Annotated in this window: 22 protein-coding genes and 1 pseudogene; 14 read left to right on the forward strand and 9 right to left on the reverse strand. The window is 66.6% G+C overall.

The window, feature by feature from the left end:
• Positions 1-41 precede the first annotated feature (41 nt).
• Positions 42-959, reverse strand: a complete 918-nt coding sequence (locus ACFU5V_RS35255; RefSeq protein WP_378705003.1) for a TauD/TfdA dioxygenase family protein — start codon at positions 957-959, stop codon at positions 42-44.
• Between the two features lie 84 nt (positions 960-1,043).
• Entirely contained in the window at positions 1,044-1,244 is a 201-nt protein-coding gene (locus ACFU5V_RS35260) for a hypothetical protein (protein WP_378441427.1), read from the reverse strand.
• 483 nt (positions 1,245-1,727) lie between these two features.
• Between ACFU5V_RS35260 and ACFU5V_RS35265 the strand changes: the two genes are divergently transcribed.
• Both ACFU5V_RS35265 and ACFU5V_RS35270 read left to right on the forward strand, forming a co-directional pair.
• A complete protein-coding gene (locus tag ACFU5V_RS35265; protein WP_378705005.1) occupies positions 1,728-2,414 on the forward strand; it encodes a YcnI family protein in 687 nt (228 codons plus the stop codon).
• Positions 2,401-4,080, forward strand: coding sequence for a CopD family protein (locus ACFU5V_RS35270; RefSeq protein WP_378705007.1), 1,680 nt, complete (start codon positions 2,401-2,403; stop codon positions 4,078-4,080). The genes ACFU5V_RS35265 and ACFU5V_RS35270 overlap by 14 nt, the downstream gene beginning before the upstream one ends.
• A 35-nt stretch (positions 4,081-4,115) precedes the next feature.
• On the opposite strand, the gene ACFU5V_RS35275 is transcribed toward ACFU5V_RS35270, so the two are convergent.
• From ACFU5V_RS35275 to ACFU5V_RS35290, 4 genes are all read right to left on the reverse strand, one after another.
• Positions 4,116-5,081, reverse strand: a complete 966-nt coding sequence (locus ACFU5V_RS35275) for a MetQ/NlpA family ABC transporter substrate-binding protein (protein WP_378705010.1) — start codon at positions 5,079-5,081, stop codon at positions 4,116-4,118.
• Positions 5,082-5,253: 172 nt separating this feature from the next.
• Positions 5,254-6,108, reverse strand: a complete 855-nt coding sequence (locus ACFU5V_RS35280) for an ABC transporter permease (protein WP_378705013.1) — start codon at positions 6,106-6,108, stop codon at positions 5,254-5,256.
• Positions 6,089-6,961, reverse strand: a complete 873-nt coding sequence (locus ACFU5V_RS35285; RefSeq protein WP_378440908.1) for an ABC transporter ATP-binding protein — start codon at positions 6,959-6,961, stop codon at positions 6,089-6,091. The genes ACFU5V_RS35280 and ACFU5V_RS35285 overlap by 20 nt, the downstream gene beginning before the upstream one ends.
• Before the next feature lie 37 nt (positions 6,962-6,998).
• The gene (locus ACFU5V_RS35290; protein ID WP_378705016.1) at positions 6,999-8,078 is read right to left on the reverse strand and encodes an ABC transporter substrate-binding protein; all 1,080 of its coding nucleotides are present in this window, start codon (positions 8,076-8,078) and stop codon (positions 6,999-7,001) included.
• Positions 8,079-8,734: 656 nt separating this feature from the next.
• Between ACFU5V_RS35290 and ACFU5V_RS35295 the strand changes: the two are divergent.
• From ACFU5V_RS35295 to ACFU5V_RS35310, 4 genes and pseudogenes are all read left to right on the forward strand, one after another.
• Positions 8,735-9,082 (forward strand): annotated as a pseudogene (locus ACFU5V_RS35295) (LLM class flavin-dependent oxidoreductase); the annotation flags it as partial.
• Positions 9,083-9,111: 29 nt separating this feature from the next.
• Entirely contained in the window at positions 9,112-9,849 is a 738-nt protein-coding gene (locus ACFU5V_RS35300) for a hypothetical protein (RefSeq protein ID WP_378705018.1), read from the forward strand.
• Positions 9,846-11,072: an acyl-CoA dehydrogenase family protein gene (locus ACFU5V_RS35305; RefSeq protein ID WP_378440914.1), complete on the forward strand. Its 1,227-nt coding sequence runs from the start codon at positions 9,846-9,848 to the stop codon at positions 11,070-11,072. The genes ACFU5V_RS35300 and ACFU5V_RS35305 overlap by 4 nt, the downstream gene beginning before the upstream one ends.
• A 47-nt stretch (positions 11,073-11,119) precedes the next feature.
• Positions 11,120-12,151 (forward strand): aldo/keto reductase, encoded by a 1,032-nt coding sequence (locus tag ACFU5V_RS35310; protein WP_378705021.1) that lies wholly within the window; start codon positions 11,120-11,122, stop codon positions 12,149-12,151.
• A gap of 95 nt (positions 12,152-12,246) precedes the next feature.
• Here ACFU5V_RS35310 and ACFU5V_RS35315 read toward each other — a convergent pair whose 3' ends face one another.
• Both ACFU5V_RS35315 and ACFU5V_RS35320 read right to left on the reverse strand, forming a co-directional pair.
• The gene (locus ACFU5V_RS35315; protein ID WP_378442347.1) at positions 12,247-13,320 is read right to left on the reverse strand and encodes an LLM class flavin-dependent oxidoreductase; all 1,074 of its coding nucleotides are present in this window, start codon (positions 13,318-13,320) and stop codon (positions 12,247-12,249) included.
• A 30-nt stretch (positions 13,321-13,350) separates the two neighbouring features.
• Entirely contained in the window at positions 13,351-14,460 is a 1,110-nt protein-coding gene (locus ACFU5V_RS35320; RefSeq protein ID WP_378705024.1) for an acyl-CoA dehydrogenase family protein, read from the reverse strand.
• Between the two features lie 325 nt (positions 14,461-14,785).
• Between ACFU5V_RS35320 and ACFU5V_RS35325 the strand changes: the two genes are divergently transcribed.
• The 8 genes from ACFU5V_RS35325 to ACFU5V_RS35360 all read left to right on the forward strand — a co-directional run bounded on the left by ACFU5V_RS35325 (position 14,786) and on the right by ACFU5V_RS35360 (position 24,541).
• Positions 14,786-15,331, forward strand: a complete 546-nt coding sequence (locus ACFU5V_RS35325) for a hypothetical protein (protein ID WP_378705027.1) — start codon at positions 14,786-14,788, stop codon at positions 15,329-15,331.
• A 31-nt stretch (positions 15,332-15,362) separates the two neighbouring features.
• Complete coding sequence (locus ACFU5V_RS35330; protein WP_378705029.1) at positions 15,363-16,646, forward strand: NtaA/DmoA family FMN-dependent monooxygenase; 1,284 nt, start codon at positions 15,363-15,365, stop codon at positions 16,644-16,646.
• 73 nt (positions 16,647-16,719) lie between these two features.
• The gene (locus ACFU5V_RS35335) at positions 16,720-17,967 is read left to right on the forward strand and encodes a rhodanese-like domain-containing protein (RefSeq protein WP_378705032.1); all 1,248 of its coding nucleotides are present in this window, start codon (positions 16,720-16,722) and stop codon (positions 17,965-17,967) included.
• Positions 17,964-19,109, forward strand: coding sequence for an acyl-CoA dehydrogenase family protein (locus ACFU5V_RS35340; RefSeq protein WP_378705035.1), 1,146 nt, complete (start codon positions 17,964-17,966; stop codon positions 19,107-19,109). The genes ACFU5V_RS35335 and ACFU5V_RS35340 overlap by 4 nt, the downstream gene beginning before the upstream one ends.
• 94 nt (positions 19,110-19,203) lie before the next feature.
• Complete coding sequence (locus tag ACFU5V_RS35345) at positions 19,204-20,892, forward strand: ABC transporter substrate-binding protein (protein ID WP_378705037.1); 1,689 nt, start codon at positions 19,204-19,206, stop codon at positions 20,890-20,892.
• A gap of 75 nt (positions 20,893-20,967) precedes the next feature.
• Positions 20,968-21,918, forward strand: coding sequence for an ABC transporter permease (locus ACFU5V_RS35350; protein WP_378705040.1), 951 nt, complete (start codon positions 20,968-20,970; stop codon positions 21,916-21,918).
• A complete protein-coding gene (locus ACFU5V_RS35355) occupies positions 21,915-22,874 on the forward strand; it encodes an ABC transporter permease (RefSeq protein WP_378705043.1) in 960 nt (319 codons plus the stop codon). The genes ACFU5V_RS35350 and ACFU5V_RS35355 overlap by 4 nt, the downstream gene beginning before the upstream one ends.
• Positions 22,871-24,541 carry an ABC transporter ATP-binding protein gene (locus tag ACFU5V_RS35360; RefSeq protein ID WP_378705045.1) on the forward strand — a complete coding sequence of 557 codons (1,671 nt, stop codon included), beginning with the start codon at positions 22,871-22,873 and terminating at the stop codon, positions 24,539-24,541. The genes ACFU5V_RS35355 and ACFU5V_RS35360 overlap by 4 nt, the downstream gene beginning before the upstream one ends.
• Before the next feature lie 197 nt (positions 24,542-24,738).
• Here ACFU5V_RS35360 and ACFU5V_RS35365 read toward each other — a convergent pair whose 3' ends face one another.
• Entirely contained in the window at positions 24,739-26,109 is a 1,371-nt protein-coding gene (locus tag ACFU5V_RS35365) for an NtaA/DmoA family FMN-dependent monooxygenase (RefSeq protein WP_378705047.1), read from the reverse strand.
• Between the last annotated feature and the right edge of the window lie 22 nt (positions 26,110-26,131).

The following is a 26,131-nucleotide window of genomic DNA, read 5'->3' on the forward strand; positions in this document are numbered from 1 at the left end:
AGCTCGAGCCGAACACCTCGAGTCGTGGTTCCGAGACGGAATTACTGTGCCTCGAAGGGTTCACCCTCGAGTGCCTCTGACGTGCGCGCGTCCGGTCCGACGGGCACGTCACCTTCGAGGGTGATGCGGAACAGTCGACGGTCGTCGTCGGTGACGAGGTCGTTCGGCGCGAGATGGACCGACGAACGGTTGTCCCAGAACGCGATCGACCCCGGCTCCCACTTGAACCGCACCGTGTACTCGGGCCGAGCCAGCTCTTCGTAGAACAGGCCGAGAAGACGACGACTCTCGTGGGCCGACACACCGGCGATCTGCTGCGTGAAGCCCGGGTTGACGTAGAGGGCCTTCTCCCCCGTCTCGGGGTGCACCCGCACCACCGGGTGTTCGCTGACCAGCGGGCGCCGCTCGACACGGCGGAGGTAGTCCTCGGTGGGCGTCGAACCGGCGTCGGGCGCGAATCGGTGCACCGCACGCAGTTCGTCGGCGAGTCGCTGAATCGGTGCCGACAGACCGTCGTACGCGGCGACGCCGTTGGACCACTGGGTGTCGCCGCCGTACGGGGGCAGGACCTCCGCGCGCAGAATCGACGCGAAGGGCGGGTTGACCACAGCGGTGACGTCCGCGTGCCATCGCACCTTGTCGTAACCGCCGCTGGACGCGACCCGCGATCTGAAGCGATCGCGGAAGATCGGATAGATCGTCGGATGGTTCGGGTCGGGGATCGAGTCGAAGAGTGGGTGTGCCGGAGTCGGCTTCCCGAAGTACGACGCGAAACGTAGGTGCTGGTCGTGGTCGAGGAACTGTTCTCGGAAGAACACGACCTTCCACTTCAGCAGTGCGGCGCGGATCGCCTGGATTTCGTCGCCGGTCAGCTCGTGGGTCAGATCGACGCCGCGAACCTCGGCGCCGGTGTATCCGGACTGCGGGATCACCGCGAGTCGAGTTGCGGCCTGCGTCATGTGAACTCCTTCTGTGGGACTTTCGGCAGCGGCATCGGGCGGCACCGTCCACTGTGTTCGGGGCAAAGGGTGACGGACTGCGGTTCAGGCGGTCCGGCGGATCGTGTGGGTGGCCGCGCACATCGGGCACCACGTCGCCTCACCGACGATCCACCCGTTGGTGCGTGCGAAGGCGACCGCCTCCGGACGACCGGCGACGGCAGCGTCGAATCGGTGCTCACACAGATCGCACCGCAGCATCCATCCACGCTTCCCTGAGGACCGCACCAGTATGTGAACAGTCATGTCACCCCCGTGACTTCGTCAGACTTCGTTCTCAGCATGGCACACCCTGCCCCGCACTGGTTGCCTCACACAGGCACCCCGGGTCGCGGTCCGGATTCGACTCTCGTGTTCGGCTCCGGGCGTGCAGTGCGGATGGACGAGCGACAATTATTCGCTCCCAATGGATTCGGCGCTGTCGCACGCACCGATCGGTCGCCGCATCCACCCTCCGCAGTCCCTGCCGTGGGCACGAACCCGAGTAACCATCACGCCGATCCGAACCCTCCGCCGCATCCGCGAGGGGCATTAGCATCGTTGGTACTCAGCGGTTTCCGGTGTCTGTTCGCGCGGACGGTCCGGCGTCTCGCCGGCACTCCCCACCCGAAACACACCAGTCATATGCAACCAACTCGCGCGGTCAATGGGAGTCGATCCAGTATGTCGAACTATGAAAATGTCAACGTCGGTCGCCGGCGGAGTGCGATTGCGCGCCGCATCGCAGCCGTGACGGCACTCGGAGGCGTGGCACTGCTCGGCTTCGCCGCACCTGCCGCGGCGCATGTCCACGTCGACGGCGCGGAACAGCTGTCGAAGGGCGGATACGGCCTGGTGCGCCTCATCGTTCCCACCGAGTCGGACGCCGCGTCGACAAACGGTCTGACCCTCACGGTCCCCGAGGGCGTCGACTTGACCTCGGCTCGGACGCTGCCGATTCCGGGATGGACGGCGACGGTCGAACGTGAGCAGTCCGGCGACGGGGAACGGGTGTCACGCGTCAGATGGCAGGTGACGGATCCCGCGAACGGATTGAAGGCGGCCGAATTCGGGGTGTTCACCCTGTCGGCGGGGCCGTGGCCCGAGGACGTCGACTCGGTTCCGCTACCCACCGAGCAGATCTACAGCGACGGTTCGGTGGTGTCCTGGAACGAGGTTGCCGTCAACGCGGGCATCGAACCCGAACACCCGGCTCCCGTCGTCACGCTTGCTGCCGGTGGTGCGGGTGCGCACGGCGACGGGCACGGCGGCACAGCAGATTCGGCATCGGCCGACGGTTCGTCCCATGTGGCCGCGTCCGACAGCGATTCGACAGGGTGGCTGTGGCGCACGATCGCGGTGGCCGCGCTGGTGCTCGCGCTGGGGGCCACGATCGCGGTGATCACCCTCGTGCGCCGGGGTCATGTCCGAACCTAGCCCGCCGGTGCTCGTGCAGAACGACCATCGCCGATTCGCGGCCACGATGACGCGAGCTGTTGCGTTCTCCTGGCTACTCGCGTTCGTTGCGACGGCAGCGGCGGTATGGTGGGCGCCGCCCGCGTCGGCCCACGCCACCATCGTCTCGGCCGCTCCGGGCGACGGATCGCACGTCGACGTGTCGCCGGAGGTACTGGCCTTCGAGTTGAGCGAGCCGGTCACGCTGGTCGAGGGGTCGGCGCAGCTGATCGACAGCACGGGTGCCCGCCACTCGGTCGCGACCGACCGGGTCGAGGACGGTGGCCGCCGGATCGTGTTCGTGGTCGACGGAACAATCGGCGACGGGGCGTATCTCGCTACGGCGCGGGTGATCTCCGCAGACACTCACGTGGTGTCGCTGTCGAGCAGATTCACGGTGGGCTCGGTCACCCAGTTCGGACACGCCCTCGACGCCGGTGCGACAACGACCGGAGTCGAGCAGTACCTCCGTTATCCGAGCAAGTCGGCGGTGTACCTCGGTGTCGTCCTGTCTTCCGGCCTCATGATCGCCGGCCGCTGGGTCTGGACCACCACCCTGGGCGGCCGCCGTTTTCGCACGGTCTACCGGGTGGGAACAGCGGTATTGACCGTCGGGCTGCTCGGTCGACTCATCGTGCAGGTTGCGGGGCAGTCGGGCGGGCTGGCCGACGCGTCGGCGTCGGCTGTCGCAACCGTCCTGGGCAGTCAGCTGGGTGTCGCGATCGTCGTGGCGGTGGTGCTGAACCTCGCCTGCTTCGCGTATCCGCCCGGGACGAACCGGACCGCCGACGCACTCGGGTACCTCCAGGCGGCGTCGGCGGTGGCCGCGGTCACGCTGGGCGGTCACGGGGGGTCCACCGAAAGATGGCCGCTGGCGTTCCTGGGCACCGCGGCGCACGTATACGCCGCCGCGCTGTGGCTCGGCGGGGTGTGCATCCTGGCTCTGGTAGTCGACGGTGTCGCGCAGCTCGAACGATGGCATCGGGTGGCCGCAGGCCATGTGGTGCTCGTGTCCGTCACGGGTCTGACCCTCTCGATCCTGCAGGTCCGTCCCGTCGAGGCGCTGTTTCGCACCTCGTACGGACTGGTGCTGACCGTTAAAGTCGTACTGGTCGGGCTCGTCGTGGTCGCCGGCTACCTGACATACCGTCGGTACCGTCACGGAGCGACCGACCCGGCCGGTGACCGCGGTGAGAACCCGCGGCGCTCGCGCACCGTGATCGTCGAGGCCGCTCTCGCGGTCGCAGTCCTCGCTGCGACGTCATTGCTGTCGTCTCTCACACCCGCCAAGGACAGCTACACCACGAATGTGCACACCGAGCTGAACTTCGGTGCGTCGGAGATCCTGGACGTCGAGATCGACACCGTTCGCCGCGGCCCCCAGACGTTGACCGTCCGGTTCCGGACCCCGGATGCGGGATTCGCCGCAGGCGCAGCGCTGCCCGACGTGGACGTCGAACTCTCCTCGGCCGTCGCCAATGTCGCACGGATGCCGGTCGAACTCACCAGAACCGGACCCGACGGCGACGGACTCACCTGGATCAGCGACGGGTTGATCGTGCCGACCGCCGGAGAATGGAAGGTCACGGTTCGGTTCGAGGGCACCCACGGACCCAAGCTGGCGTCCTTCGATTACGAGGCCCTCTAGAGTATCGGCACTGTCGACAGGTCCCTGACCGTGAGTCAGTTGCTCTCCGCGGCGGCCACCGGAATGTTCGCGCCCCGGAATTTCGTTTCCAGGAACTGGGCCAGTTCCGGGCTTTCCAGCGCACGTGCCAGTTCGAGCACTCGCTGGTCGCCTGCCAACCTCGACGGCGCGACGAGCACATGCGCATAGGGATTCCCCGGGCCCGGTTCGATCGCGAGCGCGTCGTCCGCCGGCGTCAGACCGATGGATGCCGCGTCATCCGGGTTGAGGACCACTGCGTCGTAGTTGTCGTACAGCGACTGGAGGTAGTCGTCGTAGCCGAGTCCCAGGAGTGTCAGGTGCCGGAGCGAGTCCAGCACGTTCGCCTGGGTAATCGTGAGATCCACCGCCGAGGTACCTCCGAACGGGCGGTCCAGCTTCACCAGCCCCGCGCTCTGCAGCAGATGGAGTCCCCGCGCGAAACCCGTCGGAGTCGCGGGGAGCACGACCTGCGAGCCATGGGGAAGACTCCGCCCGGTCACCTCGTCCGCCACCAGGCCCACGTTCACCCAGCTCTCGGTGTCCTTCACATCCGTCCATTTCGACGAGTACAGGCCGTATGGAACGACATTCACCTTCGACACAATGCTCAGATTGTCGTACGCATGCGTGCCGAGATCGGCTTCGAACGCGGGGATGTGCTGATAGAACGAAAGGTCGCCGTCCCCGGCGGCCACCTTCTCGTTGGAATCTTCCGACGCGTCGACGAGTTCGACCTTCGCCGAGGCCGGCAGAAGATTCTCGACCGCGTACTCCACGATCTCGCGGTCGTCGCCGGCGCCGACGTAGACGAGAAGCGAATCCCCGGAACCCCCGGCGGTCTCGTAATCGACCTGTGTGTCCGACCCGCAACCAACCAACCCTGTCACGGCCGCGAGCGTCACGGCGACGGTCCCGAGGACGCGGCGCCGGTTGAGAACCACCGTTGCGTCGACACGGCTGCGGTGACTTGCGCGTTGCATCTGACCACTCACTCCACTCTCAGAGGTTTTCGACACGGAACGACCGGCACCCAGGAACTCGGGAGCCGGGTTCCTGGGTGCCGGGTTCATGGGTGCGGGGTTCATGGGTGCACGGAAAAGCTGACGACGATCTACCGACCGTTGCGGACGGCGGTGCGGACTCGCGTGTTCGTCACTTGTTCGTCAGTCCTCGCTGCCATGCGGTCAGTCGCCATTCGGCGCCGGTGAGCACGCCGTTGACGAGGATTCCGATGAGACCGAGGGTGAGGATGCCGGCATACATTTGCGGGGTCTGGTAACGCAACGCGGCGTTGTTGATGTAGATACCCAGACCCTGCGCACCACCGACGAGCTCGGCGGCGACGAGAGCCGTGAATGCGTTCGCAGCAGCCAGACGGATCCCCGGGAAGATCGCCGGGATCGCCGCCGGAAGAACCACGCGGCTGAAAATGTACACCCGCCCGGCTCCGAGTGTCCGGGCCGCATTCAGCAGGATGCGCTCCACACCCCCGACCGCTCCGACCGCGTTGATGAAGATCGGCCAGAAGCAGGCCCACACGACGATGGCCACCTTGGACTCCTCGCCGATTCCGAGGAACACGACGAAGACCGGCAGGAGCGCGAGCAGCGAAAGATTCCGGAAGAACAGCAGGAGCGGTTCAGCGAGCTTCTGGAATATCCGGAACGATCCGACGACGATGCCGAGGGTGATGCCCGCCACGAGCGCAATGGCGAATCCGGTCAGCGCACGCTCGACACTCGGCCAGATCTCGGAGCGCAACGTGCCGTCAGTCAGTCCGTCGACGAACGCCGTGGCCACATCCTGTGGCTTCGAGAGATACAGTGCGCTGACGTACTCGGAATCAACGATCCACCACCAGAGCACCAAGAAGGCTGAAAGCCCGATGATTCCGTAGATCACTCTGTCGTATTTCACGAGCCAGGGGTTGGGCGCCTTGGGCGGAGTGAGATCCTCGTCCAGCAGGTGTTCCTCGACGCGTGCGGGCTCAGTGATCGTCGTTGCCAATGTGCACCTCCTCCTCGAGGACGCGTGCGACGCGCGACCGGATGTGCGCGAACTCCACCGAGTTGCGGGAGTCGCTGTCCCGGGGCCGCGGAAGCTCGACGTCCAGCAGCGTCTTCACCTTGCCGGGTGCACGGGTCATGACCGCGATCCGATCCGACAGGAAGATGGCCTCGTCGATCGAGTGGGTGACGAAGAGGATCGTCTTCTTCGTGTCACCGGATTCCCAGATACGCAGCAACTCGCCCTGCAGGAACTCCCGCGTCTGCGCATCGAGGGCGGCGAACGGCTCGTCGAACACCAGGATGTCGGGTTCGTATGCGAGAACGCGCGCGATCGCGACCCGCTGACGCATACCACCGGAGAGTTGGTGAGGAAGCCGGTTGGCGGCGGCTTCCAGGCCCACCGTCTTCAGCACCTTGGCGGCCCTCGCCCGGCGTTCCGCCTTGGGGACGCCGCGGATCTCGAGACCGACCTCGACGTTCTTCTGCGCCGTCAGCCAGGGGAACAGGGCGTAACCCTGGAAGACGACGCCGACGTTCTTGTTGACGCCTTCGACTCGTTTGCCATCGACGAGAACGGCTCCGCCGTTGTGAGTCTCCAAGCCCGCGAGGATGTTCAGAAACGTCGACTTGCCGCAGCCACTCGGTCCGAGGAGGGAGAGAAACTCGCCGCTCTTGATCTGCAGGTCGAATCCGTCGAGGACTGCGGTGGCGTCCTTGGTCGACCTCGAACCCGGTTTCGGATAGATCTTGGCGACGCGCTTGGCCTCGATCTTCCAGTCCGTACCGTGGGCACGGGGTGCGATCGGCCCCGCGTCCTGCTCGATTCGTTCAGCTAGCACTTGTTGAGTCATGTCGTGTGACTTCCTGTCGGGTGCGGATGGCGCCGGATCACTTTTCGAGGCCCTCGATGTCGACAAGGTGCGTCTTGAAGATCCCGTCGTTCTGCTCTTCGGTCACGATCTCCGTGTTGTCTTCCTGGGATTCCAGAAGGTCTGCGGACTTCGCGTAGGGGTTGAAGGCATTGGTCGCAACGTCTTCGGGCTTCAGATTCTCCGAGCCCGGCAGCGGTTCACCCACCTCCTCCACGAGGTCCCACCACAGTTGCAGGCTCGCCTTGTCGAGCAGCGCGTTGGGTGCGTAGTGCCAGTTTGTGGTCTGCTCCACGGGGTATCCCGTTGTCTTGCCGGCGATCTCCGCGGACTCCTTCGGGTGAGCGTTGGCCCAGTTGGCCGTCTTCGCGATCACGCCCACGAACGCACGCGCCGCGTCCGGGTACTTCTGCAGCCATGCGTTGCTCGCGACATACGGTGCCTGGCCACCCAGCGGGCCCCAGTCTTCGAAAGACGTGAAGGCCTGGGTGAACTTGTCCGGCTGGCTCTGCAGCACACCGACCAGCGGCGGGTGGAAGACCCCGAGGTCGACCTCGCCTCTCTCGATCGCGGGTGCAATGAGCTCGTTCTTGAGCTCGAGGAAGTTGACCTTGCTCAGGTCGACACCGTTGTTCTGCAGGTAGCGCTTGATCACCAGGTCTGTGCAACTGTTGGACCCTGACAGACCAATCGTCTTGCCCTCGATCGCCTTCAGGTTCTCCTTCGTGATGTCCGAACCCGCCTTCGTGAAGTAGGCCATGTGAGGCATGTCGGGCAAGTCGAGCATGCTCGAGGCGATGGCCGTGAACTTGAAGCCCTTCACCTTCCCGTCGATGTCGTTGTTGAACATGCCCGTCGCGATGTCGATCGCGCCCTGATCGAGCAGCTGCACCGCGGGCACAGCCGTGGCAGGCCCGACGTACTCCGGACGGACCCCGGCGTTGTCCCAATACCCCAATTCGTCAGCGATCCTGACCAGCGACAGGGCGGTGGGCGAATTGGCGAAGCGGAAAGTCACCGCCCCGTCGTCATCGCTACCGCTGCCGCACCCGGCCAGCACCAGCGGCGCTGCAACCAACAAGGCCGACCAGGTGGACACCTTCTTCGTCAGGCGCATGTTGCCGAAGACGCTCATGCTCGCGCCTCCCGGTGCGTGGTTCTGCCACTCACGGCATTTCCTCTCTCTCGCGGTGGATGTGGTCGTCGGTTCCCGATTGGCCGGTCACTCCCGAGGATTGATTCGATGTAGAAGATAAGCTCGGGCACAGGCTTTTCCTACGAATAGATTCACCATGAGCCAAGCTCCACCGACACGACGCAGACCGAGACTGCATAATCGTCTCTGGTTCAACCTATTTCGCCTCCGGCCTACACGCGGTCCGACGCTGAATCTGAAGAACAAATGAACGATGGAACAAGAATCGTGTAGGCGGGATGGTGATTGTCCGACTCCCGGTGCACTATGTCCGTCGTGTAATCAATCAATTGCGTAGGACGGCCTCGCGGGTGTGGTGCGCGCTTAAGGGTCTCTCCAGTGAATCTGCACGATTCGAACCATTCCCATTCCACGGCCTTTCGACGACAGTGATCCGATCGATCCACACCCGTCGCCGATGAAGGGACCACCGAGTGAGCGGCCGGCTTCACATCAACGTCAATATCCTCAACGCCGGGGTCTTCGGTGGATCGTGGCGGTTCCCCGGCACCGACGGCCTGGCCACTTACACGATCGACCACTACACGTCGATCGCCAACCGGGTCGTGAAGGACATCATCGACCGGGAGAACCCGACCCTGCGACAGCTACTGAAGAAGCTGTCGGGGGGTGGTGGGCACCGCATCGTGGTCGGCACCCCCGAGCAGGTCGCCGACGACATCCAGCGATGGTTCCACTACGGCGCCGCTGACGGGTTCAACGTGATGCCCGACGTATTGCCCTCCGGCTTAGACGATTTCGCCGACCACCTCATCCCCGAGCTGCAGCGGCGCGGTCTCTTCCGCACGGAGTACGACGGAACGACCCTGCGTGAGCACCTCGGTCTCGACGTCCCCGACGTATCGGCCGGGGTGTGGGACCCCGGACCTCTCGAAGCCGCTCGCTGAACAGTCTGAGAAACCAGAAGAGGCAACACATGAGTACCCCGATCCTGATCGACATCGCCGTCGGCGACGCACTCGCTGGGGACGAGCCCGACCGCTTCGACCCCGTCTCGCCCGCCGCGGCGGTCACGGTCACCGAGGCGGCGCAGGAGGCCGGCGTCGCCGCGCTGCGCCTGTTGGACACTGCTGGTGGCCGTCGTGCGATCGACCCGAGCGTGGCCGGTGTGTCGTTCGACCGCGCCACTGCCGGCCGGGTCGGTGTGGTCCTGCGCCCCGGCGCAGGCTACGAGGTGAGTGCGGCCACCGTGCCGGACCCGGCCGCCGCCGGACCGGTGGAGCGCTGGTCCGAATACGCCGAGATCCTCACGCGCCTGTGGGAATCCTTCCCCCGGGACGCGCTGATCGGGGACCAGGAACGCGCACTGGTCGTCGACGATGCATTGGTCCGGGCGATCGACCACGAAGGCCGCTTCTATCGGGTCGCGGCGCCGCTGGACGGACCGTCGTCCGTGCAGGGACGCCCGGTCGTCGTCGCCGACCCGGACGTGCTCGGCTGGGCGGTAGTGGCACGGTCCGCCGACGCGGTGATCGTCGACCGCGGGCAGTCGGCGGGCGCGGACCTCGCTCTGACCGCCGGACTCGAGCAGGCCGGCCGACAGCGCGACGACGTCGTTCTGATCGGGCGCGCCGAAGTGACGCTGTCCGCCTCGACAGGACCGACGCTGCGGGCATGCCTCGGCCTGCGCGACACCGTGGAGGCGTTGTCATGACCGCTGTGTACCCGGAACACGAGTCGATCGAAGCGACGCCGGTCGCCGGACTCACCGTGGCGGGCATCCGCGCCGCAATCCGCCCCGTCCTGCGCCGTCTGGGTGATACCGCCGGGGCGCGGGAGAACGAGCGCGACTACGCTTTCGGTGAGGTCCGTGCACTCGCGGACGCGGGGATCGCGCTGGTCGGCGTCGCCCGGGAGGACGGTGGTGCTGGTGGTTCGCTGCGTGATGTGGCCGACGTCGTCATCGAAGTTTCGCGCGCCGACTCCAGTGTGGCGCAGGCATTGCGCAGCAGTTTCCTCGTCGCCGAGCAGGTATCGAGCCGGCCCGATCTGCCGCACCGCGACGTGATTCTGACGCGGCTGCGCAACCGGGATCTGTTCGCCGGAACGAGCAATGAGCGAACCGGAGGCGCGAGCGGGCAGGTCAATGCGACGGCCCGGCGTGAGGGTGCGGGCTGGGTGGTCGACGGCGAGAAGTACTACTCGACCGGTGGGCTGTACGCATCCTGGTTCTCCACCCAGGCACTCGCCGAGGACGGGACGGTGGTTCGATTCACCGTGCCCGTCGACCGCGAGGGAGTCGAACGGCTCGACGACTTCGACGCCGTCGGTCAGCGGCTCACCGCCAGTGGCACCACCCGCCTGACCAACGTGCGCGTATCCGACGACGAGGTGACCTTTCCCGGCCAGGCCCGGCCCGACAACCCGTGGCCCGGCAGCTTCGCGCAGTGCTATCTCGCGGCGATACAGGCCGGTGTGGCCGCGCGAGCCCTCGACGACGCGGTCGGGTACGTGCGGGAGAAGGCCCGGCCGATCAAGCACAGCTCCGCGGACACCAGCGTCGAGGATCCCTATGTGAGGCAGACAATCGGGCAGATCGCCGGCCGCGCCCAGGCGGCGCGGGCCGTCGTGCTGCTGGCAGCCGAGACACTGGAAGGTGTCCGGGGCCTCACCGGGCCCGCCGCACGCACCGCCGGTGCTGCTGCCGCGGTCCACGTCGCGCACGCGAGTGCGATCGCAATCGAGTCCGCGCTCGACGCTGCGGAACTGCTCTTCGACGTGGGCGGTGGCTCCATCACCAATCGAGACCTCGGATTCGACCGGCACTGGCGCAACGCGCGCACCGCCGCCAATCACAACCCGCGGCAGTGGAAGCAGGCGATCGCGGGGGCATACCACCTGACCGGCGAGGAACCACCCACCACCGGCCTTTTCTGACCACCGACCCACAACAACAATTGATCAGAACGGAAGAGACGACACCGATGACCGCCAGCCCCTTCGATCTCACCTACGCCGCCGCCGAGGACCGCTACGAGAAGGTCCCCTACCGTCGCACCGGAAACTCCGGCCTCGATCTTCCGGCCTTCTCGTTCGGCCTGTGGCAGAAGTTCGGTAGCGACTATGCCTTTGCGACCCAGCGGGAGATCATTCTCCACGCATTCGACCTGGGGATCACCCACTTCGACAACGCCGACCGCTACGGCCCACCGCACCGCGCGGCCCAGCAGAACTTCGGCAGGGTTCTCGCGAAGGACCTCGCGCCCTACCGGGACGAACTCATCCTGTCGACCAAGGCAGGCAACCCGATCGGTCCGAGCCCCTATCTCGAGGGCGGCTCGCGCAAGTCGATCCTCACCTCGCTCAACCACAGTCTGCGCGACCTCGGCACCGACTACGTCGACATCTTCTACCACCACAGCCCGGACCTCAGCACGCCGCTGGAAGAATCGGTCGGTGCACTGGTCAGCGCGGTGGAGCAGGGCAAGGCGCTCTACGTCGGCATCTCCAACTACCTCCCCGATCGCACCCACGAGGCCGCCGAACTGCTCCGCCAGGCCGGCGTCCCGCTGCTCATCCACCAGGCGCGTTACTCGATCTACGACCGGCGCCCCGAACAGAACGGTCTGCTGGACACCGCCCACCAGGACGGATTCGGGCTCATCGTGTACTCGCCGTTGGCGCAGGGCCTCCTGACCGACAAGTACCTGGAGACGATTCCCGAACATGCACGGGCGCAGAACAGTTCATTCCTGACGCCGGATGTGATCGACGAGACGTACCGGCAGCGTACCGCCGAACTCAACAAGATCGCCGAGGCCCGCGGGCAGTCACTCGCCCAGCTCGCGTTGCAGTGGGTACTGCGCAGGCCGGAGGTCACGTCGGCGCTGATCGGTGCGAGTTCGACCGAGCAGCTCGACCACAACATCGCCGCCCTGAACTTCCCGGCGCTCACCGACGACGAACTGGCGCTCATCGAGGAACACGGCGTGCACGGCACGGGACTCAAGCTCTGACCGACCAGATTTCGGCAGACGACAACTGAAAAGCCCGCCCGGGCCGATGTTGCGACAACCGCGGCATCGGCCCGGGCGGGCAGGGGCTTCCGCGCTCATTCCCCCAGTAGCGGCAGCAACTGCGTGCCCTGACGTTCGATCTCCCGCAGGTACGGGGTGTCCGACAACACGAAATGGGTGATGCCGAGGTCCTGGTACTTGCGCAACGACTTCGCGACATCCTCCGGGGAGCCGACGAGCCAGGTGGTGCCTGCGCCGCCGCCACCGAACTTGCCGGGTGCGGTGTACAGATTGTCGTCGAGCACCTCGCCGCGAGCAGCGAGGTCGAGGAGTCGCTGCTGTCCCACGGCGGTCTGACGGTGCGGGTTCTGCTCCGGTGCACCCTGGTTCTTCGCCATCTTCGCCATCTCCGCCACCTTCGCTTCCGCGTCGGCCCAGGCCTGCTCGGTCGTGTCCCGGACGAGGGTGGTGATCCGCAGACCGAACTCGAGCGGTGCGTGCTCTCGGCCGAGTTCCTCACTCAGCGCCCGCAGGCGCTCGATCCGCTCCCGCACCCCTTCGAGGGGTTCGCCCCAGAAGAGTTGGACGTCGGCTTCGGCGGCCGCTACCCGCTCAGCGGCGTCGGAGGCACCACCGAAGTAGAGCTTCGGGTGGAGCCGGTCTCCGCGCGGCGCGATCCGGGGCAGCACCGTGGAGTCGGTGACCTGGAAGTGCTCGCCACGGTAGGTGACGTTCTCCTCCGTCCACAGCTTACGGACGAGTTGCAGGAACTCCTTGGTGCGGGCGTAGCGGGCGGCCTGGTCGCTCTCGCGTTCGCCGTACGCTCCCAGGTCGTCCTTGCCGGACACGATGTTGACCCGCACCCGGCCACCGGACAGGTGGTCGAGACTCGCTGCAGCGGAGGCGAAGTGAGCCGGAGTCCAGTACCCGGGCCGAACCGCGACGAGTGGCTCGAACGTCGACGTCCGGGCAGCGAGGGCCGTGGCGACGGTGAGGGTGTCCGGGCGACCCCACCCGGTGCCGATCAATGCACCCTTCCAGCCGTGTTCCTCCAGGGCCTCCGCCTGGGCCGTGAGGGTGTCGAGGCTGTTGTGGTCGACCGTGACGGGCTCGCCGCGGTGTCCCGGCGTCACCTGATTCGGGATGTACCAGAGGAATTCGAGGCTCATGGGATGATGATTCCTGTTCGGTGGTGGTGATCAGCGGGCGAGTTCGGCGAGCTGGGCTCGGCGAACGTCGGTGGTTTGTCCTTGGACCAGGACGAAAAGCGCCGACCGCGCATGGAGCTGCGCCGTGTCGTCGCCACTCAGTCCCCGACCGGCCCGCGCTATCAGCAGTGCTCGGGTGATCGTGGACAATGCCTCGCCGCTGGCGACCTTGGTCGCGAGGCGTTCGCCGATCCGATGCGGACCACCTCCCGCGGCGGTGGCCTCATCAGACAGCTCGTACGCAGTGCTCCGAATCCGCGCGATGCGCGGCCTCCACGTCGCCGCCACGTCCTGGGCGAGCGGGTGTCCTGACTGCTCCAACTCTCGGAGGACCGTTTCTGCAAGCCCGAAGTGGTGGCCGCGTGCGTCGCTCGCCGTGCCGATGTCGTTGAACCGCGTCGTCTCCAGCGAGTGGGCGGAGAGCACGTGCTCGTCGGGTACGAACACGTCGTCGAGCTCGACCCGCGCGGTCCTGCTGCCCGCGACGGCGCCGAGTGGGAGCGGTCCGACACTGCGCGTGCGGTCGCTCACCGGCACGAGCGCGGTGATCACGGTCTCCGTCCGCCTTTCCACCGCGGCGACCGTCAGGGCGTCGTTGAGCCCCCACCCGCTGACCCAGGAGATGGCGCCGGTGAAGATCCAGCCGCCGCTCGTCCTTTCCGCCGCGATGTAATGGTCGGGAAACCTCCGGACGTCGCTGACTCCGGCACCGAGCACGAGTTCGCCACGCAGAATTCGCTCGGCGAGCTGCGACACCGGTTCGCCCGGTTTCCTGGATTCGACGATTCGCCCGGCCATCGGCGCGTGCTGAGCCCAGACGAGCCACGTGTTGAAGCACGCGCCGGCGATGATCTCGTGCAGGCGACGATCGGTGTTGCGGTCGATGTCGAGGCCGCCGTATTCCCGCGGCGCTTGGTGGTTCAGGAGCCCCAGCGCAGCGAGTTCGTCGATACGTTCTCCGCTGACCCCGTCACGGTCGATCGACAGGGCTTCGGGGCGCAGCACTCGTTCGGCGTACTCCCGCACCCGAGCGACGAATGGGAGGCGGTCTGCGGCGGTCACGGATTCGGCCGCACTGACGGCCGTGTTCACCGCTGTCATGTCGTCCCTTCCCTACTTCGGTCCCAGAGAGATGCCTGGCACACGACAGAGTGACGGGGCCGGCATACGGACATCGAGAGACTAGCCCCGGTTGTCGCCGTCGGTCGTTCACCGCCTCCGCCCTCCACCACGAGAAACGGTGCCTGACGTGGGACAGTTCGATGCGATCGGACATTAATTCGTCCCGATCGGAAACATGCAGTGCAACTGCACCTTCGGTTGCCGGGGTTTCAATCGAGCTGATGAAAAAGGGGGCGCTCGAACAGACGACGAACCGTAAGCTCGCAGGCGACCATCCGGAGCGACCGAGAGACCCCCTTGCTTCGTGGTGCGACCGCCGCAGGGGCAGCCGGCGGTCACCGCACTCGCCCATCAGGCACTGCCGTACGACCTGGCGGCACGCGGCGCCGACCTCGTGTTCGTGACCCCGGCCGACGACGTCCACGCGCAGTCGGTTCTCGCGGATGTGGCCACGGCATCCGAACGGGCCGGTCGCACCGGTGAGTCGCTCCGGGTCTACGCCGACCTGGTGGTGTTCCTCGACGACGACCGCGAATCCGGCGCAGCCCGGCTGCGTCGACTGGACGACCTCCCCGGGATCGAATTCGCCTCCGCTGCCACCGTGTTCACCGGCTCCGCGGACGAGCTCGCGGACCGGCTCGCGGCATGGCAGCAGCTGGGATTCGACGGCTTCCGGTTGCGACCGGGAGTCGCCGTCGACGATCTGGAGGCCGTGTCGTCCCGGCTGGTGCCGATCCTGCAGCAACGCGGCCTGTTCCGCACCGCGTATCCGGACACCTCCCTGCGTGGGCTGCTGGGCCTGCCCACCGACGTCCCGAACCGCTATGCCACCGGCTTCCCCGCCGCCTGAGCCACTGCCTTCAGACAAGGACACGTACACGATGAGCACACATCCAAGAAGCAGGTCATCCTCGGCGCCTACCTCGGCGGCGTCAACCACCACACACTTCTTCTTCCTCGCCGAGGGTCTCGCCCTGCGCGAGCGCGCCGGGCAGATCTTCGACCAGGACATCATCGGCCGCCCCGACACTTTCACAGTGCTCGCGTCCCTCACCGCCGTCACCGATCACCTCGGACTGGCCGGAACCATCAACGCCACGTTCAACGAGCCGTATGAACTCGCGCGGCAGTTCGCGTCGCTCGATCAGCTGTCGGGTGGTCGAGCGGCGTGGAACGTGGTGACGTCGTTCGACCCGTTCACGGGGCAGAACTTCCGCCGCGGTGGGTTCCTGGACCACTCGCAACGCTACGAGCGCGCCGAGGAGACCGTCGAAGTGGTGCGGCAGCTGTGGGATTCGTGGCGCGGTGACGACGTTCTGGCGGACAAGGAAGACGGCCGCTTCCTGCGCCGTCCGGACGCCGGAACCTTCGACTATCATGGCAGTCACTTCGACATCCGCGGCCGGTTCACAGTGCCGCGCAGTCCCCAGGGCCGACCGGTCCTCCTGCAGGCCGGCGTGTCACCGCAGGGGCGCGATTTTGCGGCAGGCAACGCCGACGCGATCTTCTCGCCCTACGGGAAGCTGCCCCAGGCCGCCGAGTTCTACCGCGACATCAAAGCCCGTGCCGTCTCGTTCGGGCGGAACGTCGACGGCATCAAGATCCTCCCCTCGGCAAGCTTCGTCCTCGGCGACACCGAGGCCGAGGTATGGGAGAAATACCACGAGGTCCGCAACGAGCAGGTCATCGGTCAGACCGCGCTGATCCTGCTCGAGCAGATCTGGAACCGCGATCTCTCCGCGTTCGACCCCGACGGACCCGTCCCGGGCATCGAACCGGATCCCGACGCGCCACCGATCATCCAGGGCCGCGCATTCACCTACCAGGACCGGTTCGAGACCGTCGCGAGGTTACGAGCGGTGTCCGAGGAGAAGAAGCTCACCTTGCGGGAGACCGTCATCGACCAGTTCGAACGTGGCCCGATCGTCGGCACCGCCGCGCAGGTCGCAGAGAAGATCGATGCGTTCGTGCAGAACGACGGCTCCGACGGATTCATCATCGGCTCGCACCTCGTGCCTTCCGGTCTCGACGAGTTCGTCGATCACGTGGTGCCGTTGCTACAGGACCGGGGCGCGCTGCGCACCGAATACACCGGAACCACGTTGCGCGACAACCTCGGCCTGCCGGTGCCGCACGACCGGGTTTCCGCAGCCACCCAGGCGTAGATCTACGGCACGACGCTGTGGCCTATGGCGTCACCACTACCGCCCCGCAGTCGTATCACGGGCGATCTACGCGGTGATCATCACTGCATGGATCGGCGCATTCCTGAATTCCCTGCGCGAATACCTCCGCGACCGCGAACGCGAATCCGCCGACGCAATCAGCGCAGCGGCACAGGCCGCCGCCGGTCCGGAACCCGCACTGCCATCCGTGAGCACTTCATCGATCGACAAGGCCTCCACCGTCGAGAAGACCATCGACGTCGACACCCTCCGCGTCTGGCTGGCCGACGATGCGGAACTCGCCGTCCTCGACATCCGACCGAGCGACGAGGTCGGCTACGCGTCGCCACTGTTCGCCACCAACATTCCCGCGGACCGCCTCGAGGCCGAGATCGACCGGTACGTGCCACGCGCGGTCGTACGGACCGTCCTCGTCGACGGCGGTGACGGCGTGGCGCAGCGCCTCGCCGAGCGCCTCGCCGAGACCGGGCGCAGCGAGGTACACGTCCTCGCAGGCGGCATCCCCGAGTGGACCCGGAACGGCACCGACGACCTGCCGACCTTCGACGTCCCCGGCAAAGACTTCTCCCTGGGAATCCGCGACGAACGCGACACCCCCTCGGTGTCCGCCGCCGAACTCCAGTCCCTCAAGGATCAGGGCGCCGACGTCGTCGTCATCGACACCCGCACCCTGCCCGAGTTCACCGCCGGCCACGTTCCCGGCGCGGTCGGCGTGCCCGGCGCAGAGTTGCTGCTGCGGTTCGCGGACGTCGTGCCCTCCCCCGATACCCACGTCGTCGTCTCCTGCGCGGGCCTGCCCCGCGCGATCATCGGCGCCCAGACGCTCATCGACTCCGGTGTCCCGAACAAGGTTTCCTACCTGCACGACGGCACCCGGGCGTGGAAGGAGGAGAACCTCGAGCTGGAAACCGGCGCGACCGCCGTCTACGCACCGGTCGACCGCGCCGCGCGGGAGGCAGCCGCGCAGCGTGTGGAGACCATCACCGCCAACGACACGTTCCCCCGCATCGACGTCGAGACCGCGCAGGCGTGGGCTGTCGACCCCGACCGCACCACCTACCTTCTCGACGTTCGCACGCCGGAGGAGTTCGAGCAGGGGCACCTACCCGGATCGATCACGTCCGAGGGCGGGCAGCTGCTCGGGGTCTCCTACCGCACCATCGCCGTGCGCGGCGCGCGCGTGGTCTTGATCGACGACCTCACCGGTGCCCGCGCCGCGGTCGTCTCGCACTGGCTCCAGCGCCGCGGATTCGAGATCGCGCTGCTGCTCCACGATTTCGAGTCGGGCGTCGCCCGATGACCTCCACCCTGGACGTGTCGATCGACGCGGGCAGCGCCGACCGGGTCGACGCCGCCGACGAGCACCCACTGGTGTCGCAGGTTCGGGACTTCGCGTACAACACGCTCGCACCCCGGGCTCTGCAGACCGACCGCGAGGGCGTCACCGCCGACACCGTCGAGGAACTGCGGCGGCTCGGGCTGCTCAACCATCTGGCCCCGGCCCGGTTCGGTGGCGCCGAGTTGGACAAGGCCGCCGAACGCCGGGTCCACGAGCACCTCGCCTACGGCGACTTCAACACGTGGCTCGCCTGGGCACAGCACACGGGGTTGATCGTCCACTTCACCGCTCTGGCCGACAGCGGCGAACGGATCGGCGAACTCGGTGAGCGGGTGCTACGCGGGGAGATCCTCACCGGGACCGCGATCAGCGACGCCCGGCACTACCCCACCCGATATGTCCGCGCCACCCCGGTCGACGGCGGATGGACGATCACCGGCACGGTGTCCTGGGTGAGCGGCTGGGGGCTCAACACCCTGCTGTCCGTCGCCGCGATCGACCCCACGACCGAGACCCAGCTGCTCGCGCTGATCCCGGCCGACGACGAGCGGTTGCGTGCCGAGCCGCTGGGTCTCGTAGCCGCCAACGGAAGCCGCACGTGGCGAGTCACTTTCGAGGGAGCCTTCGTCGCCGAGTCGAACATCGTCACACGCACCCCGAGATCCGAATGGAATCACCGTGATCAGAACATCGTCAGCGACGTCAGGCCGCAGGTGTTCGGGGTGGCGCGCGCGATCCTCGACGAATTGGACGCCTCCGGCACCGAAGCGGCCGTCGCGGTGGCGCAGGCATGGGCACCGCAGTTCACCCGCTATCGGGCACTGGCCTACTCCCTGACCGATCGGGCGACATCGGATCCGAAAGGCCCGCAGTACTTCGAGAACCGGCTCACGCTGAAGGTCGAGGTGCTCCGTTCGCTGCACGAGATCGCCCGGGCACTGACCGTCTCACGGGCGGCCTCGGGGATTCTCGACACCGATACCGCTGCGCTGCACGCCCGTTCCGCGCAGTTCCTTCAGATCCAGAGCCAGAACGAACACTCGCGGACAGCCCAGCTCGCACACATCGCGGCAGCGGCACACCACCGAGAACCTGTGGCGTGACAGGGCACACAGGAGTCCCCGCAGGCGATTGCCGTTAGATTCACTGCGCTTTAATATCGTGCCCGCCAGGAACTTTGACCATATATTCCTGCGCATGGAAACAACAGTTCACGCCCCACGGCCGGTGCGCGAGCGCCGACGACGATTCCGAGGCGTGTTCGGCGTTCTCGCACTGACCGGTGTCCTCGCTCTGACCGGATGCAGCAGCACTGTCGACGCCGCGGGCGGCACCGGAAGCGGCGATCCGCAGACCGGCGGCACCCTGCGGATCGCGCTTCTCAGCTCCCCCGAGTCGCTCGACCCACACCTGAACACGTCCTTCGCGGCCAGCAACTACGGCAACAGTGTCTTCGACAAACTGACCTGGCAGGATCCGGAGACCGGCGAAATCGGTCCCTGGCTGGCCACCGCCTGGGAGGTCGACGACACCAATACCGAATTCACGTTCACGCTGCGTGAGGGCGTCACCTTCAGCGACGGCACCCCGTTCAACGCCGACATCGTGAAGAAGAACTTCGACCAGTACGTCTTCGGAGATCCGGCGCTCGGCATCAAGCCCAACGGCGCCACCCACCTGAAGTCCTACCAGGGCAGCGAGGTCGTCAGCGACAACGTCGTCAAGATCGTCTTCAAGTCCCCCTCGGCCAGCTTCCTCCAGTTCATCTCGTACTCCGGCAACAACCAGCCCGGCATCATCGGCCAGAAGACCCTCTCGTCGAACGCCGAGCAGCGGCTCGACCCGACGAACATCGTCGGCACCGGTCCGTTCGTCGTGACCGAATACGCGCCCAAGGAGCGCACGGTGCTCACCAAGCGCGCGGACTACAACTGGGGCGCTCCCGGACTGAACCACGAGGGCCCGGCCTACCTCGACAAGGTCGAGTTCGTGACGATCCCCGAAGCGAGCGTGCGCACGGGCGCACTGCAGTCCGGAGAGGTACAGGCTGCGTTCGACATCCTGCCCACCGACGAGACGGTCCTCGAGGCGCAGGGCTTCGATATCACCTCCCGGACGATCGCCGGGCTCAACCTCGGCTGGAACATCAACACGAGTCTCGAGCCCACCAACGACATCAACGTCCGTCGCGCGATCGTGCGTGCCACCAACCGCGCCGGGTTCAAGGACACCGTTCTCGCTCCGTCCGAGGGGCAGGCGAAGTCCGTACTCGCCGCCCACGTCCAAGGATCGACCGACTACACCGACGGGGTGTTGAAGTTCGACCTCGAGGAGTCCAAGCGGCTGCTCGACGAGGCCGGCTGGAAGGTCGGGGCCGACGGCATACGGGAGAAGGACGGAAAGAAGCTGACACTCAAGGCGACCGGGCACTATCTGGTGCCGAACAGCCGCTACACGTACGAATCGATCCAGGCGTCGCTCCAGGAGATCGGCGTCGACCTCGACTTCCAGTTCGACGCGAGCAACATCCCGACCGACCAGGTCAACAAGGAATACCACCTGATCAACACCAACCGTAGCCGCAACGATCCCGCGATCCTGAACGTCAACTTCAACCCCGACCGGGGCAACTCCGCCCGCATCCCCGCGGACTTCCCCGACCGGCAGAAGATCGCCGACACTCTCGAAGCACTCGAGTCCACGCTGGACCCGACGCAGCGGGGCGCGCTGACCGAACAGGCGCAGGAACTCGTCCTCGACGAGTACGTCCTGTACGACCCGGTGTTCGAGCCGTCCCAGGTGGCCGCGTCGAAGGGTGTCCACGACATCGACCTCGACGCCACCAGCCGGCTGCACTTCCTCCGCACCTGGATCGACCAGAGCTGATCGACCCGTCCCGGGTCGGTCCCCCGACGGACCGGCTCGGGACGCCGGGCAGACACACACTCGCAAAGGATTTCCATGGCACGCTACGTCCTCCTGAAGCTGGGGCGAAGCCTGGTGGTGGTGTGGGGCGCGTTCACCGCCTCCTTCATCCTGCTGTACACGCTGCCCGCCAGCCCGGTCGAACTGCTCTTCAACCCCGAAGAGCGCAACGACATCTCGCCCGAGGCCTACGCGCAGATCGAGCAGCAGTACGGCTTCGACCGCCCGGCATTCTTCCAGTACCTCGCCCGACTCTGGGCCGCACTGCATCTCGACTTCGGGTCCTCCGTCCAGAACGGCAAACCGGTGGTGACAGCGATCGCCGAGGCCCTCCCGAAGACCGTCGTGCTGGCCGTGGCCGCGCTGGTGCTCGCGGCGTTCATCGCGCTGGCAGTCGCCTGGGTCGCCACCTACATCGAGTCCCCGTGGCTGCGGAACGTCATCGCCGGGCTGCCGCCTCTGCTGGTGTCGTTCCCGAGCTTCCTGCTGGGTCTCATCATCATCCGGGTCTTCTCGTTCCAGCTCGGCTGGTTCCCTCCGATCAGCCGCGACGGCCTGCACGGGCTCGTGCTCCCCGCCTTCGCGCTGGCGATCCCCGTCGCCGGCCCCATCGCCCAACTGCTGTTGCGCAATTTCACCACCGAATACGGCTCGCCCTATGTGCTGACGTCGTTCAGCAAGGGCCTGCGCAAGGCGACCGTGATCAACGGCGACGTCCTGCGCAACGCCAGCCTGCCCGCCCTCACCCAGGGCGGCATCATCGTCGGCGAACTGCTCGCCGGTGCCGTCATCACCGAGACGATCTTCTCCCGCAACGGGATCGGACGACTCACCGAGCAGGCGGTCCGTGCGCAAGACGTGCCCGTCGTCCAGGGCGTCGTCATGTTCGTCGCCCTCGCGTTCGTCACGGTCAACTTCGTCGTCGACGTCGCCTATCCCCTGATCGACCCTCGACTCAAAGCCGCCCGCGAAGGAATGCTTTCATGACGATCGACAGCGACCGCACGCTCGTGGCCGAGCCACCGGTGGCCGACCCGGTCCCGGCTACCGTCCCGGAACTCGCCGCGACACCACCGCTCCTCCCGCCACCGGTCGACACACCGGACGCACCGCCACGGCGACGATTCGGGGCGCTTCCCCCGCTCGTGTCCCGCCCGGGTCTCGTTCTGGCGGTCCTGATCGTCGCCCTGGCCGTCGCCTGGTGCTTCGTGCCCGGACTGTTCGCCGGGAAGGACCCGTACCTCCCGGACTCCACCGCGATCCTGGTCGGCCCCAGCGCCGAACACCTCTTCGGCACCGACCGTCTGGGCCGTGACATCTACTCACGGACCGTGCACGGCGCGGTGATCACGCTCAGCGCGACACTCCTCGCCGTTGCCATCGCCTTCGTCATCGGGACCGTCCTGGGCGCGATCGCCGGATTCGTGCGCGGCGCGGTCGAACTGGTCATCATGCGTGTCGTCGACGTACTCCTGTCGGTGCCCGGCCTACTGCTCACCATGGTCGTGGTCTCCGCGCTCGGTTACGGCACCATCAACGTGGCGATCGCGGTCGGCGTCTCCGCTGTCGCCAACTTCGCCCGGGTGATGCGCGCCGAGGTGCTGCGTGTCGTCCAGGCCGACTACATCGAGGCCGCCGCGAGCATCGGCACCCCGCGACTCACCATCCTCACCCACCACGTGCTGCCGAACTCGCTCAGTTCGGTCGTCTCCCTCGTTCCACTGCAGTTCGGTGCCTCGATCCTGGCGATTGCGGCGCTCGGCTTCCTCGGGTTCGGTGCTCCGCCACCGGAACCGGAATGGGGCCTGCTGGTCTCCGAGGGCCGTGACCTCCTCGCAGTCGCTCCCTGGATCGCTCTGCTCCCCGGCTTCGTCATCCTGGCGGTGGTCTTGTCGAGCAACCGCATCAGTCGCGAACTGCAACACGACGGAGGAATCCGATGACCCTGTTGTCTTTCGAGGACGTCGAGATCTGGTACACCGGCCGGGGCCGGAGCGCGACCAAGGCGGTCTCCGGGATCAGCCTCGACGTGCAGGCCGGTGAACTGGTCGCCATCGTCGGCGAGTCCGGTTCCGGCAAGTCCACCCTCATCCGGTCATCGATCGGCCTGTTGCCACGCACCAGCCGGGTGAGCGGACGAATCCAGCTCGGCGGCAAAGACGTCGCCGGGTGGAGCCAGAACAAGTTCGCCCGCCTGCGGGGCAGCTATGTCGGCTTCGTCCCGCAGGATCCCGGCGTTTCGCTCAACCCGGTCAAACCGATCGGCAAGCAACTGGAAGATGCGCTGCGCAACCGCCTCGGAAAGAGCCACCTCCTTCCGTTCACGACCTCGGCGCAGCGGCACAACCTGAAGTCACAGACACTGAAGTTCCTGGAACTGGCGGGCCTTCCGGATCCGTCCCGCATCTACCCGAAGTACCCGCACGAACTGTCCGGCGGCATGAAGCAACGGGTGCTCATCGCGATCGCCCTGTCCGGCGAGCCGGAGCTCCTCATCGCCGACGAACCGACCAGCGCGCTGGACGTGACGGTGCAGAAACAGATCCTCGACCACCTCGACCGGCTCCGCACCGAACTGGGCATCGGCATCCTGCTCGTCACCCACGACCTGGGGGTCGCGCTCGAACGCGCCGACCGCGTCGTGGTGATGCGCAGCGGCGTCGTCGTCGAGGAGGGCCGCAGCGACACCCTCCTGCACCACGCGAGCGATCCGTACACGCGGCGGCTCCTCGACGCCGCTCCCGGTCTGCATGTCGGAACCCTGGAGCCGCGGCCGATTCGGGTCGGCACGCTCACTCCGCACTCGTCCGCCGAACGCACCTCCGCCGAGTACGCGATCGAGGTGAAGGGTGTGTCGAAAACGTTCCACGCGGCGCACAGCAGCGCGGAACCGGTGGTCGCGGCCGACGACGTCTTGTTCCGCGTCGCGACCGGAACCACGCATTCACTCGTCGGCGAGTCCGGTGCCGGCAAGTCCACGATCGCCCGGATCGTCGCCGGCCTGCGTACTCCCGACGAGGGCGAGGTCACCCTCCTCGGGCAGGGCGACACCTGGAGCCGCCGGCAGCTGAGCAAGCGCCTGCAGTTCGTGTACCAGAACCCGTATTCCTCTCTGAATCCCCGGCTCTCGGTCGCCGACCTGATCACCGCGCCGCTGCGTGTGCATCGCAAGGACATCGACCGCAGGCAGCGGCACGCGATCGCGGAGGAACTTCTCGACGGCGTGCGGCTGGACCGCAAGTACGCCTCCCGCCGGGCCGGGGAGCTCTCCGGCGGGCAGGCGCAGCGTGTCGCGATCGCTCGCGCTCTGTCCCTGAATCCGGAGATCGTCATCCTGGACGAGGCGGTGTCCGCGCTCGACGTGTCGGTACAGGCGGAGATCCTGCAACTGCTCGTGGACCTGCAGGCCGCGTACTCGCTGACCTATCTGTTCATCACGCACGACCTCGGAGTCGTGCGGCTGATCGCGGACACGGTGACGGTGATGCGTCGCGGGAACGTCGTCGAATCCGGGCCGACGGCACAGGTTCTCGATGCACCCACGGACGAGTACACACGCCGGCTCGTCGACTCCGTGCCGGGCGCCGAGGCACTCCGCATCCGTGCGTGAGTGCGGCAGCCAGAGTTGCCGCACTCACGCACAGGCGACCAGCCGAATGAAACGAGGCCGCTGGTCGGGGGTTCCTCCCGGGTAACGAGGAGTACCCGCCACGGGCATCCGAACCTGGACGACGGTTGGCCGCGGTGTCCAGCGGTGAAATGCCCATCGCTCGCCCCGACACACTCGGACCACCGTCGATACCGCCCTTACACGGCAGGCAGACGCAGGTGGTCGCGCAGAGTCTCGGTCGTGTACTCGGTTCGATAGACCCCGCGTTCCTGCAATTCCGGTACGAGTCTGTCGACGAGGTCGTCGATCGAATCCTGCAGGTGGTACGGATTGATGTTGAATCCGTCCACGACACGATGTCGCACCCAGTACGCCCAGCGATCCGCGATCTCACCGGCGGTCCCGGCCAGGTAGCGCGAGTTCGGGGCCACTTCGAGGACGAGCTGTCGGATCGACAGGTCTTTCTCCGCGGCCAGCGCACGCCAGTGGGTTATCTGATCGAGCTTGCCGGTGCGGTCCGCGATCGCCAGCGTCCCGCGCGACGGATCGAGTTCTCCGTCGATCGGGTCGATGTCCGGCAACGGGCCGTCGGGGTCGTATGCCGAAAGATCTTGCCCCCAATAGTGTTCGAGGAATGCAATCGCCCGGTGCGGGTTGTAGGCGTTCTCGCGGAGCCACCGAGCCTTCTCCTCGGCATCCTCGGGCGTGTCTCCGATGATCACGGTGACACCGGGAAGGATTCGGAGCGAATCCGTGGACCGGCCGTGAGCGGACAGTCGCGCCCGGAGGTCGCGTGCGTAGGCAACGGCCGCGTCGAACTCGCTGTTCGCCGAGAACACGACGTCGGCATGGCGGGCCGCCAGGTCACGGCCGCCGACGGAATCGCCGGCCTGGAACAACACGGGCCGCCCCTGTCTGCTCGACGGAACGGTGGAGACCGCAGTGGCGTGCAGAAGGTCACTGTTCCGTGCGATGCCCGCAGATCGGTCGGCCGGCAGCCAACTGTCCTGGTGGGCATCCGTGGCGACATCGGCGAGCGACCACGCGTCCCAGTATTCCTTGGCCAATTCGACGAGTTCGGTGGCCCGCTCGTAGCGGCGTTCGTGCGGCAGCCATCCACCGCGCCGGAAGTTCTCGCCGGTCCACGCGTTGTCGGTGGTGACGATGTTCCATCCCGCCCGTCCGTCGGACAGGACATCCAAGCTTCCCAGCCGCCGCACAAGGTCGACCGGCAGACTGTACGTGGTGTTCTGCGTGGCGACGAGACCGATCCGGCTGGTCACCCCGGCAAGCGCCGACAGTTGAGTGATGGCGTCGGGACGGCCCGCAATGTCGGTGGCCAGTGCCGCACCGCGGTTCTCCCGCACACGCTGGCCGTCGCCGAGGAAGAACGCATCGAACAAGCCCCGTTCCAAGGTTTGAGCAACCCGCAGGAAGGTTTCCGGGGATACCTGGTCGGGGGCCTTGGAATCTTCCCACACCGTCTGCGGGCCGATTCCCGGGTAGAAAACACCGAGGTGGACCTGCGCGTCGGCATCATACGGTGCTCCGGTGTCCGGAGTGGACATGGCAAACTCCTGCCTGGTCGTG

This window comes from Rhodococcus sp. NPDC057529 (assembly GCF_042802055.1).
Taxonomy (GTDB): domain Bacteria; phylum Actinomycetota; class Actinomycetes; order Mycobacteriales; family Mycobacteriaceae; genus Rhodococcus_F.

Excerpts from the sequence above, each read along its gene's own strand:
- ACFU5V_RS35255 (WP_378705003.1), bottom strand. The coding sequence starts at position 959 with ATGACGCAGGCCGCAACTCGACTCGCGGTGATCCCGCAGTCCGGATAC.
- ACFU5V_RS35260 (WP_378441427.1), bottom strand. The coding sequence starts at position 1,244 with ATGACTGTTCACATACTGGTGCGGTCCTCAGGGAAGCGTGGATGGATG.
- ACFU5V_RS35270 (WP_378705007.1), top strand. The coding sequence starts at position 2,401 with ATGTCCGAACCTAGCCCGCCGGTGCTCGTGCAGAACGACCATCGCCGA.
- ACFU5V_RS35275 (WP_378705010.1), bottom strand. The coding sequence starts at position 5,081 with ATGCAACGCGCAAGTCACCGCAGCCGTGTCGACGCAACGGTGGTTCTC.
- ACFU5V_RS35285 (WP_378440908.1), bottom strand. The coding sequence starts at position 6,961 with ATGACTCAACAAGTGCTAGCTGAACGAATCGAGCAGGACGCGGGGCCG.
- ACFU5V_RS35300 (WP_378705018.1), top strand. The coding sequence starts at position 9,112 with ATGAGTACCCCGATCCTGATCGACATCGCCGTCGGCGACGCACTCGCT.
- ACFU5V_RS35305 (WP_378440914.1), top strand. The coding sequence starts at position 9,846 with ATGACCGCTGTGTACCCGGAACACGAGTCGATCGAAGCGACGCCGGTC.
- ACFU5V_RS35310 (WP_378705021.1), top strand. The coding sequence starts at position 11,120 with ATGACCGCCAGCCCCTTCGATCTCACCTACGCCGCCGCCGAGGACCGC.
- ACFU5V_RS35315 (WP_378442347.1), bottom strand. The coding sequence starts at position 13,320 with ATGAGCCTCGAATTCCTCTGGTACATCCCGAATCAGGTGACGCCGGGA.
- ACFU5V_RS35320 (WP_378705024.1), bottom strand. The coding sequence starts at position 14,460 with ATGACAGCGGTGAACACGGCCGTCAGTGCGGCCGAATCCGTGACCGCC.
- ACFU5V_RS35330 (WP_378705029.1), top strand. The coding sequence starts at position 15,363 with ATGAGCACACATCCAAGAAGCAGGTCATCCTCGGCGCCTACCTCGGCG.
- ACFU5V_RS35340 (WP_378705035.1), top strand. The coding sequence starts at position 17,964 with ATGACCTCCACCCTGGACGTGTCGATCGACGCGGGCAGCGCCGACCGG.
- ACFU5V_RS35345 (WP_378705037.1), top strand. The coding sequence starts at position 19,204 with ATGGAAACAACAGTTCACGCCCCACGGCCGGTGCGCGAGCGCCGACGA.
- ACFU5V_RS35350 (WP_378705040.1), top strand. The coding sequence starts at position 20,968 with ATGGCACGCTACGTCCTCCTGAAGCTGGGGCGAAGCCTGGTGGTGGTG.
- ACFU5V_RS35355 (WP_378705043.1), top strand. The coding sequence starts at position 21,915 with ATGACGATCGACAGCGACCGCACGCTCGTGGCCGAGCCACCGGTGGCC.
- ACFU5V_RS35360 (WP_378705045.1), top strand. The coding sequence starts at position 22,871 with ATGACCCTGTTGTCTTTCGAGGACGTCGAGATCTGGTACACCGGCCGG.
- ACFU5V_RS35365 (WP_378705047.1), bottom strand. The coding sequence starts at position 26,109 with ATGTCCACTCCGGACACCGGAGCACCGTATGATGCCGACGCGCAGGTC.